This window comes from Kitasatospora sp. NPDC088861, from assembly GCF_044750105.1.
GTDB lineage: Bacteria > Actinomycetota > Actinomycetes > Streptomycetales > Streptomycetaceae > Kitasatospora.
The window spans coordinates 109,636-127,500 of the sequence record NZ_JBIVJF010000011.1; the positions used below are offsets into that span (position 1 = coordinate 109,636).

Here is a 17,865-nt window from a genome sequence, read left to right on the forward strand (position 1 = left end):
ACGGCGGCAACAAGCCGGGCAGCCCTCGGAGCTCCGGCCCGCAGACCACGACGGGAGGAGGGGACGACACACCTCCGCCGCCGGGTACTCGGGCTCGCCGCCGACATCGGATCGGCGGCCTACCGTTGCGGGTCAGCGCCGGATTCGAACCGGACTTCCCCCAGCGGCGGAGTCACAACATGACGGCCCATCATGGCGAGACGGAGAAGTCCCGGTCAAGGGATCGTCCGCCGCATCGCGCCACATCGCGCCGCGAACCGCTCGGACCGTCAGCGGTGAAGGAACTCCGGTGGGCGCTTCTCGGCGAAGGCCGCCATGCCCTCCTTCTGGTCCGCCGTGGCGAACGTGGCGTGGAACAGTCGCCGTTCGAAGCGGACGCCCTCGGCGAGCGTGGTCTCGTACGAGCGGTTGACGCTCTCCTTGAGCATGACGGCCGCCGGGGTGGACATCGCCGCGATCGTCTCGGCCACCGCCAGGGCCTCGGCCTGCAGTTGGCCCGCCGGGACGATGCGGGAGACCAGGCCGGCCCGCTCGGCCTCCTCGGCGCCCATCATCCGGCCGGTCAGACAGAGTTCCATCGCCTTCGCCTTGCCGACCGCCCGGGTCAGCCGCTGCGAGCCGCCGATGCCGGGGATCACGCCGAGCTTGATCTCCGGCTGCCCGAACTTCGCGGTGTCCGCCGCCAGGAGGACGTCGCACAGCATCGCCAGCTCGCAGCCGCCGCCCAGCGCGTAGCCCGCCACCGCCGCCACCACCGGCTTGCGCAGCGCGGCGAAGCGGTCCCAGGCGGCGAACCAGTCGCCGAGGTAGGCGTCGACGAAGTCGAGCGACTGCATCTCCTTGATGTCGGCGCCGGCCGCGAAGGCCTTCTCGGAGCCGGTGATCACCAGCGCGCCGATCTCCGGGTCACGGTCGAACTCCGTTGCCGCCTGCACGACTTCGTTCATCAGCAGGGTGTTGAGCGCGTTCAGCACCTTGGGCCGGTCGAGCGTGATCAGCCCCACCCGGCCCTTGCGCTCGACCAGGATCGTCTCGTAGCCGGTCACTTGCCGTCCTCCCGCAGGGTGGTGATGATCGCCGAGAAGTCCAGGCCGGCGCCCCCGTCGGCCTGAGCGAAGTCCGCGTACAGCTGTGCCGCCCTGCGTCCGAGGTCCGTGGGCAGGCCCGCGGCGTCGGCGGCCCCGGCGGCGAGTCCGAGGTCCTTGGCCATCAGGGCGGCGGCGAACCCGGCCGCGTAGTCGCGGTTGGCCGGGCTGGTCGGCACCGGCCCGGGGACGGGGCAGTTGGTGGTGAGCGCCCAGCACTGGCCGGAGGCGGTCGAGGCGACGTCGTAGAGGGCCTGGTGGCTGAGCCCGAGGCTCTCTCCGAGCACGAAGGCCTCGCTGACCGCGATCATCGAGATGCCCAGGATCATGTTGTTGCAGATCTTCGCGGCCTGCCCCGCTCCGGGGGATCCGCAGTGCACGACCTTGCGGCCCATCGCCTCCAGCACCGGTCGGGCCGCCTCGAAGTCCGGCTCGGCGGCTCCGACCATGAAGGTGAGGCTCGCGGCCGTGGCACCGACCACCCCGCCGGAGACCGGCGCGTCCACTGCCCGGTGCCCGGCGGTCACGGCCAGGTCGTGCGCCGCCCGGGCGTCCGCGACGTCGATCGTGGAGCAGTCGACGAAGAGCGTTCCCGGGCGGGCGGCGGGCAGCAGGTCCGCGTAGGCGGCCAGCACGTGCCGGCCGGCCGGCAGCATGCTGATGACGACGTCGGCCTCCCGCACCGCCTCGGTCGCGGACCGCGCCGGACGGACGCCGCCCTCCTCCGCCCGCCGCAGCGCCTCGGGTGCCAGGTCGTAGCCGGTCACGGTGTGCCCGGCCTCGGCGAGGTTGGCGGCCATCGGGCCGCCCATGTTGCCGAGGCCGATGAATCCGATGACTCCGTTGAATCCGTTGACTCCGTTGCGGCGGGTCACCAGCGCTCCAGGGGTGTGGTGGGGGCCAGGCCGAGTTCCCGGTCGCCGAGCGGGGCGAAGTAGCGGGCCACCGCGGCGGGCTCGACGGCGCTCAGCGTCGACGGGTTCCACCGCGGGGAACGGTCCTTGTCGATCACCTGGGCGCGGATCCCCTCGGCCAGGTCCGGTGTGGAGAGCGCCGCGCAGGAGGTCCGGTACTCCTGGTCGAGGACGGCCTCCAGCGGGCCGAGGGTACGGGCCCGGCGCAGCGCCGCCAGGGTGGCCTTCACGGCGGCGGGCGAGTTGGCGGCGATCCGGTCCGCGGCCTCCTTGGCCTCCGGTTCGCCGCTGTCCCGCAGGCGGTCGAGGATCTCCTCCACGGTGCCGGCCCCGTAGCAGCGGTCGATCCACGCCCGCCGGCCGTCCAGCACGCCGGCCGGTGCGGGCCCGACGTTCCGTTCGAGGGCGTCGTGCACGGGGAGTTCGGCCAGGTCGTCCAGCAGCGCGGGCAGCCGCTCGGCCGGGACGAAGTGGTCGGCGAGGCCGCAGAGCAGCGCGTCCGCGGCGCCGACGGAGCCCGCGGTCAAGGCGAGGTGGGTACCCGACTCGCCGGGCGCGAGGGCGAGCAGGTAGGTGCCGCCCACGTCCGGGACGAAGCCGATGCCGGCCTCGGGCATGGCGATGCGCGTGGTCTCGGTGACGATCCGGACGCTGCCGTGGGCGGAGACCCCGACCCCGCCGCCCATCACGATGCCGCTCATGAGCGCGACGTAGGGCTTGGGGTAGCGGGCGATGCGGGCGTTGAGGCGGTACTCGTCGCGCCAGAACTCCTCGACGGCGCCCGGGGCCGCGCCGGTGGCGGCGCGGTGGATGGCGACGATGTCGCCGCCGGCGCAGAAGGCCCGCTCACCGGCGCCGGTGATGACCACGGTTGCGACCCGCTCGTCCTCCTCCCACGCGTCCAGCGCTTCGGAGATCCTCCGCACCATGCCGTGGGTGAGGGCGTTCAGGGCTGCGGGGCGGTTGAGGACGATCAGGCCCGCCCGGCCCTCGCGGTGGACCAGGACCTCGTCGAGGTCGGTCCCGGCCATCACGCGGCCCCGATCAGGCCGCGGGCGACGATGACGCGCATGATCTCGTTGGTTCCTTCCAGGATCTGGTGCACCCGCAGGTCGCGGACGATCTTCTCGATGCCGTACTCGGCCAGGTAGCCGTAGCCGCCGTGCAGTTGGAGCGCCTGGTTGGCGACCTCGAAGCCGGTGTCGGTGGCGTGCCGCTTGGCCATCGCGCACAGCTCCGGCGCCCTGGGGTCCCCCCGGTCCAGGGCCGAGGCGGCCCGCCAGAGCAGCGACCTGGCCGCCTCCAGCTCCGTGGCCATGTCGGCGAGCCGGAACTGCAGCGCCTGGGCGTGCAGGAGCCGGGCGCCGAACGCCTCGCGGTCCGCCAGATAGCCGGTGGCCCGCTCCAGAGCGTCCTGCGCTCCGCCGAGGGAGCAGGCGGCGATGCCGAGCCGGCCTCCGTTCAGCCCGTTCATGGCGATCCGGAAGCCCTCGCCCTCGGCTCCGAGGAGGCGGTCGGCCGGGAGCCGGACGCCGTCCAGGAGCACCTGGCGGGTGGGCTGGGCGTTCCACCCCATCTTCTTCTCGTCGGGACCGAACGAGACGCCGGCGTCGTCGCGTTCGACGACGAACGCGGACACCCCGCCGGCCCCCGGTCCGCCGGTGCGGGCCATCACCAGGTAGACCCGGGAGACGCCGGCGCCCGAGATGAACTGCTTGACGCCGTCGAGGACCCAGTGGTCCCCGTCCCGGCGGGCCCGGGTGGTCAGTGCCGCCGCGTCCGAGCCCGCGCCGGGCTCGGTGAGGCAGTAGCTGGCGGGGGTCGCCATGGCGCTGAGGCCCGGCAGCCACCGGGCGCGCTGGGCGTCGTCGCCGTAACGGTCGATCATCCAGGCGACCATGTTGTGGATGGACAGGTAGGCGGCGATGGACGGGCAGCCGGTGGCCAGCGCCTCGAACACGAGCACGCCGTCGGCGCGGGTGAGTCCGGAGCCGCCGGACTCCTCGCGGACGTAGACACCGGCCAGGCCGACGTCCGCCGCCTTGCGCAGCACGTCCACCGGGAAGTGCTTGGCCTGGTCCCACGCGACCGCGTTCGGCGCCAGGTGTTCGCGGGCGAAGGCCCGGGTGGTCGCCGCGATGGCGAGCTGGTCCTCTGTGAGGTCGTGCACGGCGCCCTCAGCCCATCGTCGGGATGGTGAAGCTCGCGCCCTCCTTGACCCCGGAGGGCCAGCGCGAGGTGACGGTGCGGGTGCGGGTGTAGAAGCGGATCGAGTCCGGCCCGTGCTGGTTGAGGTCGCCGAACCCGGAGCGCTTCCAGCCGCCGAAGGTGTGGTACGCGACCGGCACGGGGATCGGCACGTTGACGCCGACCATGCCGGTGTTCACCCGGCGCGCGAAGTCCCGCGCCGTGTCGCCGTCCCGGGTGTAGACGGCCACGCCGTTGCCGAACTCGTGCTCGCTGGGCAGGCGCAGCGCCTCCTCGTAGTCGGCGGCACGGAGCACGGTCAGGACGGGGCCGAAGATCTCCTCCCGGTAGATCCGCATGTCGGGAGTCACGCGGTCGAACAGCGAGGCGCCGAGGAAGTAGCCGCCCTCGTGCCCCTCCAGCCGGAAGTCCCGCCCGTCGACCACGAGTTCGGCGCCCTCCTCGACCCCGAGGTCCAGGTAGCCGCGGACCCGCTCCAGCGCGTCGGCGCCGACCAGCGGGCCGAAGTCCGCCGCCGGGTCGTCCGAGCGCCCGACCTTCAACGCGGCGATCCGCTCGACCAGTTTGGCCACCAGGGCGTCGGCGGTCTCCTCCCCCACCGGGACGGCCACCGAGATCGCCATGCAGCGCTCGCCGGCCGAGCCGTAGCCGGCGCCGATCAGCGCGTCCGCGGCCTGGTCGAGGTCGGCGTCCGGCATCACGACCAGGTGGTTCTTGGCACCGCCGAAGCACTGCGCCCGCTTCCCGTGCGCGGCGGCGGTGGCGTACACGTACTGGGCGATCGGCGTGGAGCCGACGAACCCGACCGCCTGCACCCGCGGGTCCTCCAGCAGGGTGTCCACGGCCTCCTTGCCGCCGTTGACCACGTTCAGCACGCCCGGCGGCAGCCCGGCCTCCAGGAGCAGTTCGGCGAGGCGCAGCGGCACCGAGGGGTCGCGTTCCGAGGGCTTGAGGACGAAGGCGTTGCCGCAGGCGAGGGCGGGTGCGGCCTTCCAGAGCGGGATCATCGCCGGGAAGTTGAACGGCGTGATGCCCGCGACCACGCCGAGCGGCTGGCGCATCGAGTACACGTCGATGCCGGTGCCCGCGTTGTCGCTGAACTCGCCCTTCAGCAGGTGCGGGATGCCGGCGGCGAACTCCACGACCTCCAGGCCGCGCTGGATGTCCCCGTGGGCATCGGCCACGGTCTTGCCGTGCTCGGCGGACAGCAGCCGGGCCAGCTCGTCCTTCTCCTGCTCGACGAGTTGGAGGAAGCGCAGCAGGACGCGGGCCCGCCGCTGCGGGTTCCACGCGGCCCACCCGGGCTGGGCCTGCGCGGCGTCGGCGATCACCGCCTCGACCTCGGCCCGGCTGGCCAGCGGCACCCGGGCCTGCACCCGGCCGGTGTTGGGGTCGTACACGTCGCCGAAGCGACCGGAGGTGCCGGCGGTGGGCTTGCCGGCGACGAAGTGGGTCAGTTCTCGGACCATCGGGTTCCTTCTCTCGACAGGGGTGGGGAGAGGAGGAGGATCGGAGGCCGCCGCGGGTCGGCGGGCACACGGTGGTGCGCCCCGCGGCACGGGCGTGCGGCGGCGGAACGGAACGTCAGGGCGTGGACGCCCCGGCGGCCGTGGGCACGGGACGACCAGGAGCGGCAGTGGAGCGGGAGCAGCCCGGAGTCATGCGTGTCGTCTCCATCCTCGTGGAAAACACGGAACACCCGCGGCCGGTATCCTGACTCCCGGATCACCGCACGCCCCCAGGCCTTCCCGGCTGGCTGCCAGTGGCCTTCATCTGCGAGGACGAACTCCCCGGTCACAGTGGCGGGACCGTGCCGGACTCACACCGGCTTCCCTGACACCGCGGACCTGTCGTCGACCATATAGTTGGACGTCCTAGTAAGTCCAGAGGCCCGCACGCGCGTTGCGCCATCGGGTTTCCGCCGCGCCGAGCCCTGCCCGACGCCGGTCACCGCGCAGCCGCGTAACCGCGTAACCGCGTAACCGCCCACCATTCGCAGGCCACCCCCTTGCCGGAACGTTCCGGCATGGCTAGATTCTTCACCACGCCAGCAAAGCTGACTGAACTTTCAGTTATACCGCAGGGCCGCGTCGGCACCAGAGAACAGAAGGAACACCCATGACCACGTCCACCACCACCGGCCGCACGGCCGCCGGAGGCCCCGCCTCCCGCACCTGCCGGACGTCCCGCCGGCAGACGAGGACGGTCCGCCCGTGACCTCGTACGCCGTCCTCACCTCCTTCGGCTCCCCGCTCGGCTCCCCCGGCCGCACCAGGCCCGCCGAACGCGCACCGCTGCGCGTCGGGCTCGTGCAGATGCGCTGGCACACCGACCCGGCCGAGCACGACGCCCGGCTGCGCGAGGGCGTGGCACTCGCCGCCGCGCAGGGCGCGACGATGGTGTGCCTGCCCGAGCTGACCCGCAGTCCCTACTTCTGCAACACCGACGACCCGATGGGGGAGGGCGCCGCCCGCCACCTGGAGGACGTCGAGACGGGGCCCACCACCCGCCTCGCCGCCGAACTCGCCGCCGAACTCGGCATCAGCGTCCACGCCTCCCTGTACGAGCGCGCCGAGGACGGCGGCCTCGGCTACAACACGGCCGTCTGCGTGGACCGCGACGGCACCCTCGTCGCCAGAACCCGGAAGAACCACATCCCGGCCTTCCCCGGCTACCGCGAGGACCTGTGCTTCCGCCCCGGCGACAGCGGGTTCCCCGTCCTGGCCCACCAGGGCGCCGCCTTCGGCTTCCCCACCTGCTGGGACGAGTGGTTCCCCGAACTCGCCCGGGCCTACGCGCTCGGCGGCGCCGAAGTCCTCGTCCACCCCACGGCCATCGGCTCCGAGGTGGACCTCCCGGACTTCGACACCCGGCCCATGTGGGAGCACGCCATCAGCGCCAACGGCCTCGCCAACGCGCTGTTCATGATCGTGCCCAACCGGATCGGGACGGAGGGCCGGTCCACCTTCTACGGCTCGTCGTTCATCTCCGACCCGTACGGCCGGATCCTGCTCCGCGCCCCGCGCGACCGGCCCGCCGTCCTCGTCGCCGACCTCGACCTCGACCAGTGCCGGGACTGGCGGGAGTTCGGCCTCCTGCGCACCCGCCGCCCCGAGCTGTACGCCCCGCTGACCGCGACGAGCCGCACCGACGCCTGACCGGACGCCCCGGCGCACCCACGCCGGGGCGTCCCGCCGCCACGAGTCGACGTGCCGGGACTGACGCCAACTACCTTTTCCAGTAGCGTAGTTGACGTGACCGACGCGCCGACCTCAGGTGGTGGCCGTCGGAGCGGGCGAAGCCGCACCGGCGGACGGCGGGGCCTGGCAGGGCAGGACGACCATCACACTCACACCCTGGCCGGGCTTCGACGCGCCCGCCGAAACGGTGTAGCCGTCGGACTCGTGGACGGCATCGAACTCCCAGGTGGGCGGGGTGGACTGAGCGTCCGCACCGGACGCCGACGAGGTGATCTTGAAGCCCTCGCCCGCCAGCTTCTCCCGCAGCGCCCGCAGCACCTCGGGGCGCTGGTCGTCCGTGGCCTTGAGCAGGATCCCCGAGCTGAGCTGGTAGGCCTCGCCCTCGTCGGCCACACCCAATCCCCGCCCCGGGCACCTGTAGTAGCCGATGAGCTTGCTCCACGCATCCCGCTCAAGGCCCGTCAGCTCGCGCACGTGGCCCTGGACCCGATCCGTCCGGGCCAGCGCCTCCTCCCGGGACTCGGCACGTGTGGGCTCGCTCGGCGTTTCCCGTCCTCCGCCCGGCGTTTCCCGCCCTCCGCCCGGCGACCCCACGGACGAGCATGAGCCGAGCACCAGGGCACCCGACACCATCAGCACGGCCGCGCAGGCCGCCCGTGCGCCCGCCCCGGCCGGCACGGCCGTCGATCTCTTGAACAAGTGCAGTACTCTCCCCCGCTGACAGGTGTGCGTTTTTGCCATCCGGATGCTACGGCACCACCGGAAAGGCTCCGCATGTGCCGAAGCGTGACAGCCGACACCAAGGCGCGTGCGGTCGTCTGACAAGCGCTACCCCGGTGAAGGCGGAGGGCTGGATGAGGGCGAGGGAGCGGACGGGACGGGTCCGGCTCCCGCGAGCCGAGCATCCGTCAGCGGCATCGGCCGAACGGGTGGGCACCAGCGGCGTCGGACATCTTGTGCGCGCACGAAGGCAAATCGCCGTGCGTAACTGTGCGCGGGTCCGGCGGCCACACGGTCCGCCGTACGAGCCGACGGCCGCAACCCGCCCAGTCCCACCCCTCCACGCCCCGCACCCCGAACGGAGCCGCCCGCCCATGCGCACCCCCACTCTCGCCGCCCTCTCGCTGGCGATCGCCCTACCCCTGACGGGGCTGGCCGCCACCGGCACCGCCGCCGCGCAGTCCCCCGCCTCCCGGGCGGTGCCGATCACGGAGTGCGAGGGCGTCCCCAAGGTCCGCGATACCGGCGCCGAGAACTACCTCTGCACCCGGAAGGAACTCGGCCCGGTCACCCTGCCGACGGACTCCGTGCTGACCAAGCTGCTGGCGGGCTACGACCGGCTGGGCGGAGTGACGCCGGTGCGCTTCCTGGACTGGTACCGGGACTGGAGGGGGTGGAAGTACCCGGACCACAACGGCTTCACCGACAACGACGGCACCCTCGACATGGCTGTACAGAGCATGACGGAGCACCAGAAGCTGGACCGCTTCGGGAACAGCGCCTACGGCTCGTTCCTCGCCCCCGGCGGCACACTGTTCTCCCAGCGCGCCCTTCCGCCGGACTCCCTCAACGGGGGCGAGGACAACTACCACTGCTTCGAGGTGCAGAGGCCGTTCAACGTCCAGCAGGGGCACATCGCGGGCGCGTTCTCCCAGCCGGGCAACGGACTCCAGCAGTGGCTCGACCCGGCCCTGAAGCCGGGCGACATCCCGGGCACGTACGACGTCGCCGCCCTCATCACCGCCGGGTACCTGACCGAACACGCCGCCGACAAGACCTTCTGCCTGTCGAGCCAGAACGACGCCTGACCCCCACCCGGCCGGACCTGGCTGCGCACGCCCGGCAACCGGCAACCGGCAACCGGCCCGCCACGCCCTGCTACGCGCTCGGCGGGGCTGCCGCAGCAGTCGGCACGGGCCTGTGACCTGCGGCTTCAATGCGGAGCGGGCAACGAGAACCGGTTACTCCTCGTCAAGTCGCCAGCGCGGCGGACCGGCGAGGCGACAGGGCCTGGGCGAGGTCGGTATGGGTCGCACCGCGCTCCGGCCACCGGACGACCGGCAGGGCTGGTTCCCCCGCCTCGGCCTCCCGGCACCCACCCCCGTACGGGTTGTCCGCTCCCCGCGCCCGGCAGGGCGGCGCGGATGCGACCGCCACACCGGGGATGATCCGGGTGCCCTGCGTCCGCCGGGCCCGCAGGCAACCCGACTGACCCGACTGATCGGAGCCCGATCCGTGCCCCTGTCCCTCCGCCGGGCATCGGCGGCCCTGCTGCTCACCCTCACACCCGTCACGGCCCTTGCGCCCGCCGCGTATGCCGCCCAGCCACCCATCACCACCGCCACCACCGCCGCCGTGGCCGTGGCGCACTCCGCCAGTGCCGTGCCCGGGCAGTACATCGTCACCCTCAAACACGGCCGCGACCCCGGCCAGGTCCTGCGCACACTCGGCATCACCCCCAGGTTCACCTACACCGACACGCTGAACGGCTTCGCCGCCACCCTCGACCCCCTCCTGCTGCGCGCCGTACGAACCAGCCCCGCCGTCGAAGCCGTCGAGGAGAACACCACCCTCCGCGTCCCGGCCCCCCACGACGGTGCGAGCGCCACCCGGGCACCGGCCGCCACCTGGGGCCTGGACCGCATCGACCAGCGGAACCTGCCCCTGGACGGCCAGTTCACCACCCACGGCCACGGCGCCGGAACGACCGCCTACATCCTCGACACCGGCATCGACTACACCCACCCGGAATTCGACGGCCGCGCCGTACCCGGCTTCGACGCCGTCGGCGACGGCCAGAACGGCCGCGACTGCCACGGCCACGGCACCCACGTCGCCGGCACCGTCGCCGGCCGCACCTACGGCGTCGCCCCGCAGGCCCGCCTCGTCTCCGTACGCATCGTCGACTGCACCGGCAACGGCGACAAAGCCCAGATGATCGCCGGCCTCGACTGGGTCGCCCACCACGCCCAGTACCCCGCCGTCCTCAACGCCTCCGCCGGCGAGGAACGCTCCCAGGCCCTCAACGACGCCACCACCGCACTCTCCGACAAGGGCGTCCTGCCCGTCGTCTCCGCCGGCAACGACGCCGCCGACGCCTGCACCGCCTCCCCCGCCTCCGCGGACCGGGTCGTCACCGTCGCCGCCACCAACCGGCAGGACCAGGAGAGCACCTTCTCCAACTGGGGCCCCTGCGTCACCCTCCACGCCCCCGGCCAGGCCATCGAATCCGCCAAACTCGGCGGCGGCAGCACCACCCTCAGCGGCACCTCCATGGCCGCGCCCCACGTCACCGGCGCCGCCGCCCTCTACACCGCCGAACACCCCGACGCCGACCCCGCCGAGACCGCCGCCTTCCTCCAACGCGCCGCCACCCGGAACGTCCTGAGCAACGTCCACCAGGACACCCCCAACCTCCTCCTCTTCACCGACGGCCTGTAACACTGCCCGCCACCACGGCACTTCGGGCCCGGTCCGGCCGTTCCCGCCGGACCGGGCCCGAACCCCGCGTTCTCCCCGGGCCGCGGCGATGACTCGATGGTCCGCGTCCGGAGGGCGGGCCCGTCGTTGACCGGACCCCCGGCCCGGGCCCGGGTGGTTGCCCGGTGCGCGGCCCACGTCCACGTGAGACCACCGCTCGCCCATACGACACGATCGGGCCAGATCCGCTTGCGCTGGATTGCGCTCGTGCAGGTGGCCATGAACGCAATGCAGTCGGGGCGCTTCACGGATGGGGGCTGGAACTTGACTGATGCCGGCCGGCCCTCGGCTCGTTCAGTGGGGGAGGCGGGCGTGTCGGCGGAGGAAGTCGGCGACGTCCTGGACGTCGCCGAGGGGCAGGGGGTAGACGACGAGGCGGGTGAGGCCGAGTGCTGCGTAGCGGTGGTAGGCCTCGGTGTCGACGGGCGTCATGGCGGTGTAGTTGAGTTCGAGGGGGCCCAGCCGGGCGGGGCGTTCGACCTCGTCGGCCGCCTTGCGCAGCCCGGCGAGGTTGGCGGCGAGCTGGTCGGGGCTGTCGCCGGCGCCGAACCAGCCGTGGCCTCGGGCGACGGCCCTGCGGTAGGCGGCGGGGCTGTGTCCGCCGATGAGGATGCGCGGGCCGCCGGTCTGTACGGGGCGGGGGTGGGCGTCGAGGTGGTCGAAGGCGACGTACCTGCCCTGGAAGGAGGGTGCGGGCTGGGTCCACAGGGCCGTCATGGCGTCGAGGTACTCGTCGGTGCGCGCGCCGCGCTCGGCCAACGGCACGCCCACTGCGGCGAGTTCCGGTTCCAGGTAGCCGGCTCCGACGCCGACCCGCAGCCGGCCGCCGCTGAGCACGTCGAGGCTGGCGAGTTGTTTGGCGAGGACCACGGGGTGGCGTTGGGGCAGGATGATGATCCCGGTGCCGAGTTCGATCCGTTGCGTGAGGGCAGCGACATAGGCGAGGTGGACGAGCGGGTCGAGGATCGGCTCGTCCGCATCCATGGGCGAGTCGGGGGTGCGCGGGTCGGGCAGCGCCACGTGGTCGCCCACCCACCACGACCGGTAACCGAGTTCCTCGGCCAGGGCGGCCAGGCGCGCCGTCGCCTGCCGCCCGTGCGTGGCCTTGGCGCTGATTCCGAACACTCCGAGTTCCATGACTGCCCGCCTCGTTCGACACCGGCATGTGTGCGGCCGGGAACGTCGCACCGGTGGCGTGCGCGTTTCACGGCCGTGGACCCGTCATACCCGAAGCGGAGGCCGCCGTCACGGGCGACGCGCGGCGGTCCGCCCCGGTGGCGGCGGGCACCGCGCGGAAACCCGCGGTTCTCGCCACTTCTCTCATCGAGGACTGCCGGGCTGCCACTGGTCCGTGGCGGCCTCCCGGTGGCGGGTGGCGTGGAGGCTGCCGAGCGGCGAGGGTGCCTGCCCGCCGGGGCTTGCCCCCGCTCGCCTGTGAGCCAGATCACCGTTGAGGTTGACCTTGGGTCAGGGCTCAAGCTCCTCGCAACGGCACGACGCCGACCCGGGCGTCACCGATGTGAAGGAGCACACCACCATGCCACTCCCCCTTTCCGGCCCTTCCGGCCCTTCCGGCCCTTCCGGCCAGGACGAGAGCACCCTGCGGACCGTCGCCCCCGACGCCGCCGGGCAGGACCGCCCGGAACTGCGGAAGGCGATCGAGGAGATCGTCGACTCCGGTTTCACCGGGGTGTCGCTGCGCGTGCACGACGAGCGGGGCGCGTGGGTCGGCAGCGCCGGGGCGGCCGAACTGGGCGGGGCCGCGAAGCCGCCGACGGACGGGCGGGTCCGGATCGGCAGCAGCACCAAGACCTTCACCGCGACCCTGGTGCTGCAACTGGTGGCCGAGGGCAAGGTCGGGCTGGACACCCCCGCGGCGCACTACCTGCCCGAGTTCGGGCTGGACGGGCGGATCACGGTGCGGATGCTGTTGCAGCACACCAGCGGGGTGTTCAACCACACCGGCGAGGTCTACGCCGACGGGACGGTCGCGCCGGGCATCCCCATCCCCTACGGCACCACGGGCAGGGAGTGGATGGACAACCGGTTCAAGACCTACCGGCCGCAGGAGCTGGTGCGGCTGGCGCTGTCCAGGCCGGCCCGGTTCGAGCCGGGGGCGGGCTGGAGCTACTCCAACACCAACTACGTGCTGGCCCGGCTGCTGATCGAGAAGGTCACCGGCCGCCCGGTCGCCGAGGAGATGCGGCGGCTGGTCCTGGGGCCGCTCGGACTGTCGGGCACCGTGGTGCCGGGCGCCTCGCCGGAGGTCCCCGAGCCGCACGCCCACGCCTACTACCGCTACGAGGACGCCGGCGAGCAGAGGACGGTCGACATCACCCGCCAGAACCCCTCCTGGATCTCCAGCGGCGGCGACATGATCTCCACCACCCGGGACCTCCACACGTTCATCTCCGCGCTCCTGGGCGGCAGGCTCCTGCCGCCCCCGCTGCTGGCCGAGATGTGTACCCCGCACCCGACGGGCATCCCGAACATGGACTACGGCCTGGGCGTGTTCGTGGTGACGACGGACGACGGCGCCACCGTCATCTCCCACAACGGCGCCGCCGTGGGCCACGCGGCGCTGATGTACGGCACGCCCGACGGCAGCAGGACCCTGACCGCCGCGCTGAACTGCGTGGACGACGCCGGCCTGTCCGTCGGCGGGGCGTTCCAGCAGGCGATGCACAGGCTCGTCGGCGAGGTGTTCCGCGGCGGGCAGGCCGATCCGGCCCGGCCGACGGACTGATGTGCTGCGCGTAGCCACCGAGTTCGAACCCGAGGCAGGATTGGTGGATGAACGGAGTCACGATCGGGCAGGCGGCGGCGTTCGTCGGCGTCACGGTGAAGACGGTGCGGCACTACCACAAGCTCGGCCTGGCCGAGGAGCCGGAACGCGACAGCTCCGGATACCGGCGGTACGGATCGGCCGACCTGTTGCGGCTGGTGCAGGTCCGGACGCTGGCCGCCGCCGGGGTGCCGCTGGCCGAGACCGGGCCCCTGCTCGACGCCGACGCCGCACTGTTCACCGCCAAGCTCGCCGACGTCGAACGTCAACTCACCGAACGGATCGAGGAGTTGACCGCTCGGCGCGACATGCTGCACCGGCTCGCCGACGGCGACCGGGCGCTGCTGCCCGACCGCGCCGTGGCACTGCTGGAGCGGATGGCCGACCTCGGCTTCACCCCGGACGAGGCGGCGGCCACCAGGGAGGGCTGGGTGCTGGCCAGGGCCCTGGTCCCGGAAGGCTTCGACGACTACCTCACCCATGTCGAACACGCCCTGCTGGACAGCCGGTTCGTCGCCTTGCTCAAGCGCGGCGCCGAAGCCGCGGCCTGGGAGCCGGACGACCCGCGCATCGCCGAACTCGCGACCGCCGCGGCCGACCACTTCCTCGCCAACCCCGCCCAGCTGAAGATCGTGACCGGCCTCCAAGCCCGCGCCGAAGCCGCGCGCCGGTACCAGCTGATCGCCCACCACGGCGAAGAACAGGGATCGGGCGGGGCCCGGCTGGTCGCACTGGTCGAGACCGAGCTCCGCTCCGCCGGCGTCCGCATCCCCGGGCCGGACTCCCCCTGACCGGCCCGGGGTCGCGGCGTCACCGCTCCCATTGCGGGCGGCAGGAGCCCCGGGGCACGAGGACGGTGCGGTACCGGCCGGGGGTGCGGGACATGGCCACCTGGTCGGTGACGCCCTGGTAGCGGCCCAGCGGGGTGTCGGCGGTGAAGGTCCGTGGGGGCAGGTAGGCGTGCTGCTCGCCGTGTCCGGCGGTCTCGTGGGCATAGGCGTGGTCGAACACCCCCATGGCGAGGATCCACAGGGCGGCGCGGGTCAGCGAGACGTGGACCCGGTAGCTGCCGCCGTGGGTGGCCCGGCGGGTCAGGGCCTCGACGACGCCGGCGGCCATCAGCCAGGAGACGATGTAGTCGTTGACCACGAGGATCGGCGGCAGTGCGGGGCGTTGGCCGCCGCCTTCCAGCAGCATCATGCCGGTCAGGCTTCCGGCGCTCTGGTCGAAGCCCACGCGCTCCGCCCAGGGGCCTCGTTCACCGTTGAGCGAGGCGGTGGCGTGGACGATGCCGGGGCGCAGGTGCGCGGCCTCCTGCGCGGTGAGGCCGATCCGTTCCAGGTATCCCGGCCTGCGGTTGGCGTAGAAGACGTCGGCCGAGGCGAGCAGTTCTCTGATCCGCCGGGCGCCTTCGCCCTGGTAGGGGTCCACGGTGGCCGACCGTACGCCGACGTTGGCGCTGGCGTAGGTGAGGTCGTGTTCGAACTCGTCCGGGCGCCAGAGGTTGAGGACGTCGGCGCCGTGCAGGGCGAGGGCCCGGCCGAGGCCGGCGCCGGCGATCACGTGGCCCATGCCGAGCGCGCGCATCCCGGACAGGGGCTGGTCGGCGCCGTGGGGGAACGGCTCGGGCTCGCTGTCGGCGATCTTGGTGATCTCGATCAGGGGAAGGTCGGCGAGGACGTCGCGGTAGTGCCGCTCGGCGAGCAGTTCACCGGTGGTGCGCAGCATCGGCAGGACCACTCCGGCCGCCCCGGCGGCTTCCTCCAGCTCGCGCGCGTCGCGGCGGGCGATGGCGGCGGCCACGCGGTCGGGGTCGTCCGGGACGTCGAGCAGCCGCTGGGCGGCGATCTTGATCTTGGGGTAGGGGTTGAGGGGCATGACCCAGCGGTCGTCCGCCGTACGGTAGAAGCGGAATCCCAGGGCCTGGGAGGGGTTCGACGAGGCGGTGGGCGGGTGGCCGTTCAGCAGTTCCCACCTGCGGTCGTAGAAGGGGCAGAGCCGGTGCGGGGTGACCCGCAGGTCCACCGCGATGTCCTGTCCGGGACCGCCGCGCAGCCGCCAGAGCTTGGCGATGGCGGCGGACTTGGCGGCCAGCGCGATGGCGGAGGCGGCCCCGAGGCGCAGGGTGCTGGGCACCACCGGGTCCGCGCCGTGGAAGGCGATGGCACCCCCGGTGTCGGCGGGGCTCATCCCGATCCCGGCCAGGACCTGGGCGAGGTGGGCGTGCGGGTCGAAGGCGTCGTGGGTCAGCGGGTCGGCGACCGCTTCGGCGAGTTGGTCAGTGAGCGTCATCGGGGCCCTCCGCGCCGGTCAGCAGTGCTTCGGGGACCAGGACGTGCTTGGCGCGCAGGTATTCGCCGACCGCCTTGCCGACCTGGTCGACCCGCAGATTGGACGACCCCCCGGTTCCCAGCAGTCCGCGCAGGACGAAGTGCACGGCGCGCAGGTGCTCGAACTCGTGGCGGACCACGTCGAGGTCCTTCGCCTCCGGCAGCAGCAGCCGCAGCTGCGCCGTGGTCAGCGTCCGGCGCAGCCACGGCCACACGGCGGGGTCGTGGGCCCAGATCCCCACGTTGCTGTTGCCGCCCTTGTCGCCGCTGCGGGCGTAGGTGACCGTGCCCAGCGGCACGCGGCGCACCCGGGTTGCCTCCACGGCTTCCTCTACGGCTTCCTCGGGCTCGGGGTGGACGGGCTGACGGGCCGTCGCCGTCCGGGAGGGGGGTGCGATGTCGAGGGTGCGGCCTTCGGCGAGGACCACCCGGTGGGCCACGGCGGTGATGTCCAGCAGGGCGGGCCAGTAGTCGATCCTGGGTTTCGGGCTGGTCTGCGGGACGGCCTGGCCGTCCAGGAAGAAACCCGGGATGCTCTGCAGGTACAGGCTGCCCAGCCGGCCCGCGAGGTCGAGGCGCTCCAGCGGCTCGCGCTCGCGGGCGGCGGCCATGACCCGCAGCGCGACCGTCGCGTCCCACTGCGTCTCGGGGTCGGTGGCCGCGGTCCCGATCCTGGTGATGTCCAGCTCGTCCACGCCCGCGGGCAGGTCCCTGCCGATCTGGGCGCGCAGCAGGTCCACCTTCTCCTCGACCTCGGGCGCGGTCACGTAGACGGTGTTCACGACCGTGTGGCCGATGGGCGCGAAGAGCGCGACCTTGGTCGTCGGCGACGGAGGCGAACCCGCCGCCCCGGACACCCGGACCCGGTCGGGACCGGCCGGATGGAGCCGGACGCCGTCCAGGTGGACGGTGACGTCGGGGTTGAGGTAGCGCGGCCCCTGGATCTCGTACACGAGCTGGGCGGTGACGGTGTCGACCGTGACGGCCCCGCCGTCCCGCCGGTGCTTGGTGATCACGCTGGTGCCGTCCTCGGCGATCTCGGCGATCGGGAAGCCGGGGGTGAGCATGCCCGGGATGCGGGTGAAGCCGGAGAAGTTGCCGCCGACGGCCTGCGGGCCGCATTCGATGATGTGCCCGGCGACGACCGCACCGGCCAGCCGGTCCCACTCCGTGCCGTCCCAGCCGTGCCACCACGCCGCCGGGCCCAGGGCCAGGGACGCGTCCGTGACCCGGCCGCACACGACGATGTCCGCGCCCTCGGCCAGCGCCCGCGCGATGCCCCAACCGCCGAGGTAGGCGTTGGCAGACACGGGCTCCGCGCCCCACGACGCCAGCGGCCGGCCGGTGTCGAGGTGCTCCAGCCGGTGCCCTGACCGCGCCAGTTCGGGCAGCCGGGGCAGCAGGTCGTCGCCCTCGATGTGGGCCACCGAAACCTCGACGCCCGCCCGGGCGGCCGCCGCGCGCACGGCCTCGGCCAGGGCGGCGGGCCGGAAACCGCCCGCGTTGGTCACCACCTTGACCCGCCGCCGGGCCAGCGTGGCCAGGTGCGGCCGCAGCTGGTCGAGGAAGTACTCGACGTAGCCCCGCGCCGGATCCTCCTGGTACTGCGCCGACAGGCCGGCGAGGGTGATCTCCGCCAGGTAGTCACCGACCAGCACGTCGACCGGGTCACCGGCCACGGCCTCGTCGATGGCGGTGTACCGGTCTCCCAGGTAGCCGGAGAAGTTGGCGATGCGAATGGGTCGGCCGCTCATGGTCAACACCTTCCCTCGATGGGGTGAGCCCTTCCCGTCCGACGTTAGGAGGCGACCGTCCCCGGCGGCCACGACCAATCCCCGCACGCGCACGTGACCGCACCGGTCA

14 protein-coding genes and 2 riboswitches are annotated in these 17,865 nt (G+C 73.0%); of the genes, 5 read left to right on the forward strand and 9 right to left on the reverse strand.

What is annotated here, in order from left to right; genetic code table 11:
* Positions 1-61: 61 nt before the first annotated feature.
* Positions 62-183, reverse strand: a riboswitch (cobalamin riboswitch).
* Positions 184-269: 86 nt separating this feature from the next.
* From ACIP37_RS20240 to ACIP37_RS20260, 5 genes are read right to left on the reverse strand one after another with little or no spacing between them, the layout of a single operon-like run.
* Positions 270-1,046, reverse strand: a complete 777-nt coding sequence (locus ACIP37_RS20240; RefSeq protein ID WP_400808296.1) for an enoyl-CoA hydratase — start codon at positions 1,044-1,046, stop codon at positions 270-272.
* Positions 1,043-1,960, reverse strand: a complete 918-nt coding sequence (gene mmsB, locus ACIP37_RS20245) for a 3-hydroxyisobutyrate dehydrogenase (RefSeq protein ID WP_400808299.1) — start codon at positions 1,958-1,960, stop codon at positions 1,043-1,045. Before mmsB ends, ACIP37_RS20240 begins: the two co-directional genes overlap by 4 nt.
* On the reverse strand, positions 1,957-3,030 hold the full coding sequence (locus ACIP37_RS20250; RefSeq protein WP_400808302.1) for an enoyl-CoA hydratase/isomerase family protein: 1,074 nt from the start codon (positions 3,028-3,030) through the stop codon (positions 1,957-1,959). Before ACIP37_RS20250 ends, mmsB begins: the two co-directional genes overlap by 4 nt.
* On the reverse strand, positions 3,030-4,169 hold the full coding sequence (locus ACIP37_RS20255; RefSeq protein ID WP_363583478.1) for an acyl-CoA dehydrogenase family protein: 1,140 nt from the start codon (positions 4,167-4,169) through the stop codon (positions 3,030-3,032). Before ACIP37_RS20255 ends, ACIP37_RS20250 begins: the two co-directional genes overlap by 1 nt.
* Positions 4,170-4,176: 7 nt before the next feature.
* Positions 4,177-5,676, reverse strand: coding sequence for a CoA-acylating methylmalonate-semialdehyde dehydrogenase (locus tag ACIP37_RS20260; protein ID WP_400808305.1), 1,500 nt, complete (start codon positions 5,674-5,676; stop codon positions 4,177-4,179).
* 216 nt (positions 5,677-5,892) lie between these two features.
* Positions 5,893-6,084, reverse strand: a riboswitch (cobalamin riboswitch).
* Positions 6,085-6,420: 336 nt separating this feature from the next.
* Here ACIP37_RS20260 and ACIP37_RS20265 point away from each other — a divergent pair.
* A complete protein-coding gene (locus tag ACIP37_RS20265) occupies positions 6,421-7,365 on the forward strand; it encodes a nitrilase-related carbon-nitrogen hydrolase (RefSeq protein ID WP_363583474.1) in 945 nt (314 codons plus the stop codon).
* A gap of 114 nt (positions 7,366-7,479) precedes the next feature.
* On the opposite strand, the gene ACIP37_RS20270 is transcribed toward ACIP37_RS20265, so the two are convergent.
* Positions 7,480-7,800 carry a hypothetical protein gene (locus tag ACIP37_RS20270; protein WP_363630054.1) on the reverse strand — a complete coding sequence of 107 codons (321 nt, stop codon included), beginning with the start codon at positions 7,798-7,800 and terminating at the stop codon, positions 7,480-7,482.
* A 701-nt stretch (positions 7,801-8,501) separates the two neighbouring features.
* On the opposite strand from ACIP37_RS20270, the gene ACIP37_RS20275 reads away from it, so the two are divergent.
* Entirely contained in the window at positions 8,502-9,215 is a 714-nt protein-coding gene (locus ACIP37_RS20275) for a TNT domain-containing protein (RefSeq protein WP_363583470.1), read from the forward strand.
* Between the two features lie 427 nt (positions 9,216-9,642).
* Positions 9,643-10,848: a S8 family peptidase gene (locus tag ACIP37_RS20280; protein WP_400808313.1), complete on the forward strand. Its 1,206-nt coding sequence runs from the start codon at positions 9,643-9,645 to the stop codon at positions 10,846-10,848.
* A gap of 333 nt (positions 10,849-11,181) precedes the next feature.
* On the opposite strand, the gene ACIP37_RS20285 is transcribed toward ACIP37_RS20280, so the two are convergent.
* Positions 11,182-12,024, reverse strand: a complete 843-nt coding sequence (locus tag ACIP37_RS20285) for an LLM class F420-dependent oxidoreductase (RefSeq protein WP_400808315.1) — start codon at positions 12,022-12,024, stop codon at positions 11,182-11,184.
* 400 nt (positions 12,025-12,424) lie between these two features.
* Between ACIP37_RS20285 and ACIP37_RS20290 the strand changes: the two genes are divergently transcribed.
* Both ACIP37_RS20290 and ACIP37_RS20295 read left to right on the forward strand, forming a co-directional pair.
* Entirely contained in the window at positions 12,425-13,633 is a 1,209-nt protein-coding gene (locus tag ACIP37_RS20290) for a serine hydrolase domain-containing protein (protein ID WP_400808318.1), read from the forward strand.
* Positions 13,634-13,680: 47 nt separating this feature from the next.
* A complete protein-coding gene (locus ACIP37_RS20295; RefSeq protein ID WP_363583462.1) occupies positions 13,681-14,463 on the forward strand; it encodes a MerR family transcriptional regulator in 783 nt (260 codons plus the stop codon).
* A 19-nt stretch (positions 14,464-14,482) separates the two neighbouring features.
* Here the strand turns inward: ACIP37_RS20295 and ACIP37_RS20300 are convergent, their stop codons facing one another.
* Both ACIP37_RS20300 and ACIP37_RS20305 read right to left on the reverse strand, forming a co-directional pair.
* Positions 14,483-15,964 (reverse strand): CoA transferase, encoded by a 1,482-nt coding sequence (locus tag ACIP37_RS20300; protein ID WP_363583460.1) that lies wholly within the window; start codon positions 15,962-15,964, stop codon positions 14,483-14,485.
* Complete coding sequence (locus tag ACIP37_RS20305; RefSeq protein ID WP_400808321.1) at positions 15,951-17,756, reverse strand: acyclic terpene utilization AtuA family protein; 1,806 nt, start codon at positions 17,754-17,756, stop codon at positions 15,951-15,953. Before ACIP37_RS20305 ends, ACIP37_RS20300 begins: the two co-directional genes overlap by 14 nt.
* Positions 17,757-17,865 lie beyond the last annotated feature (109 nt).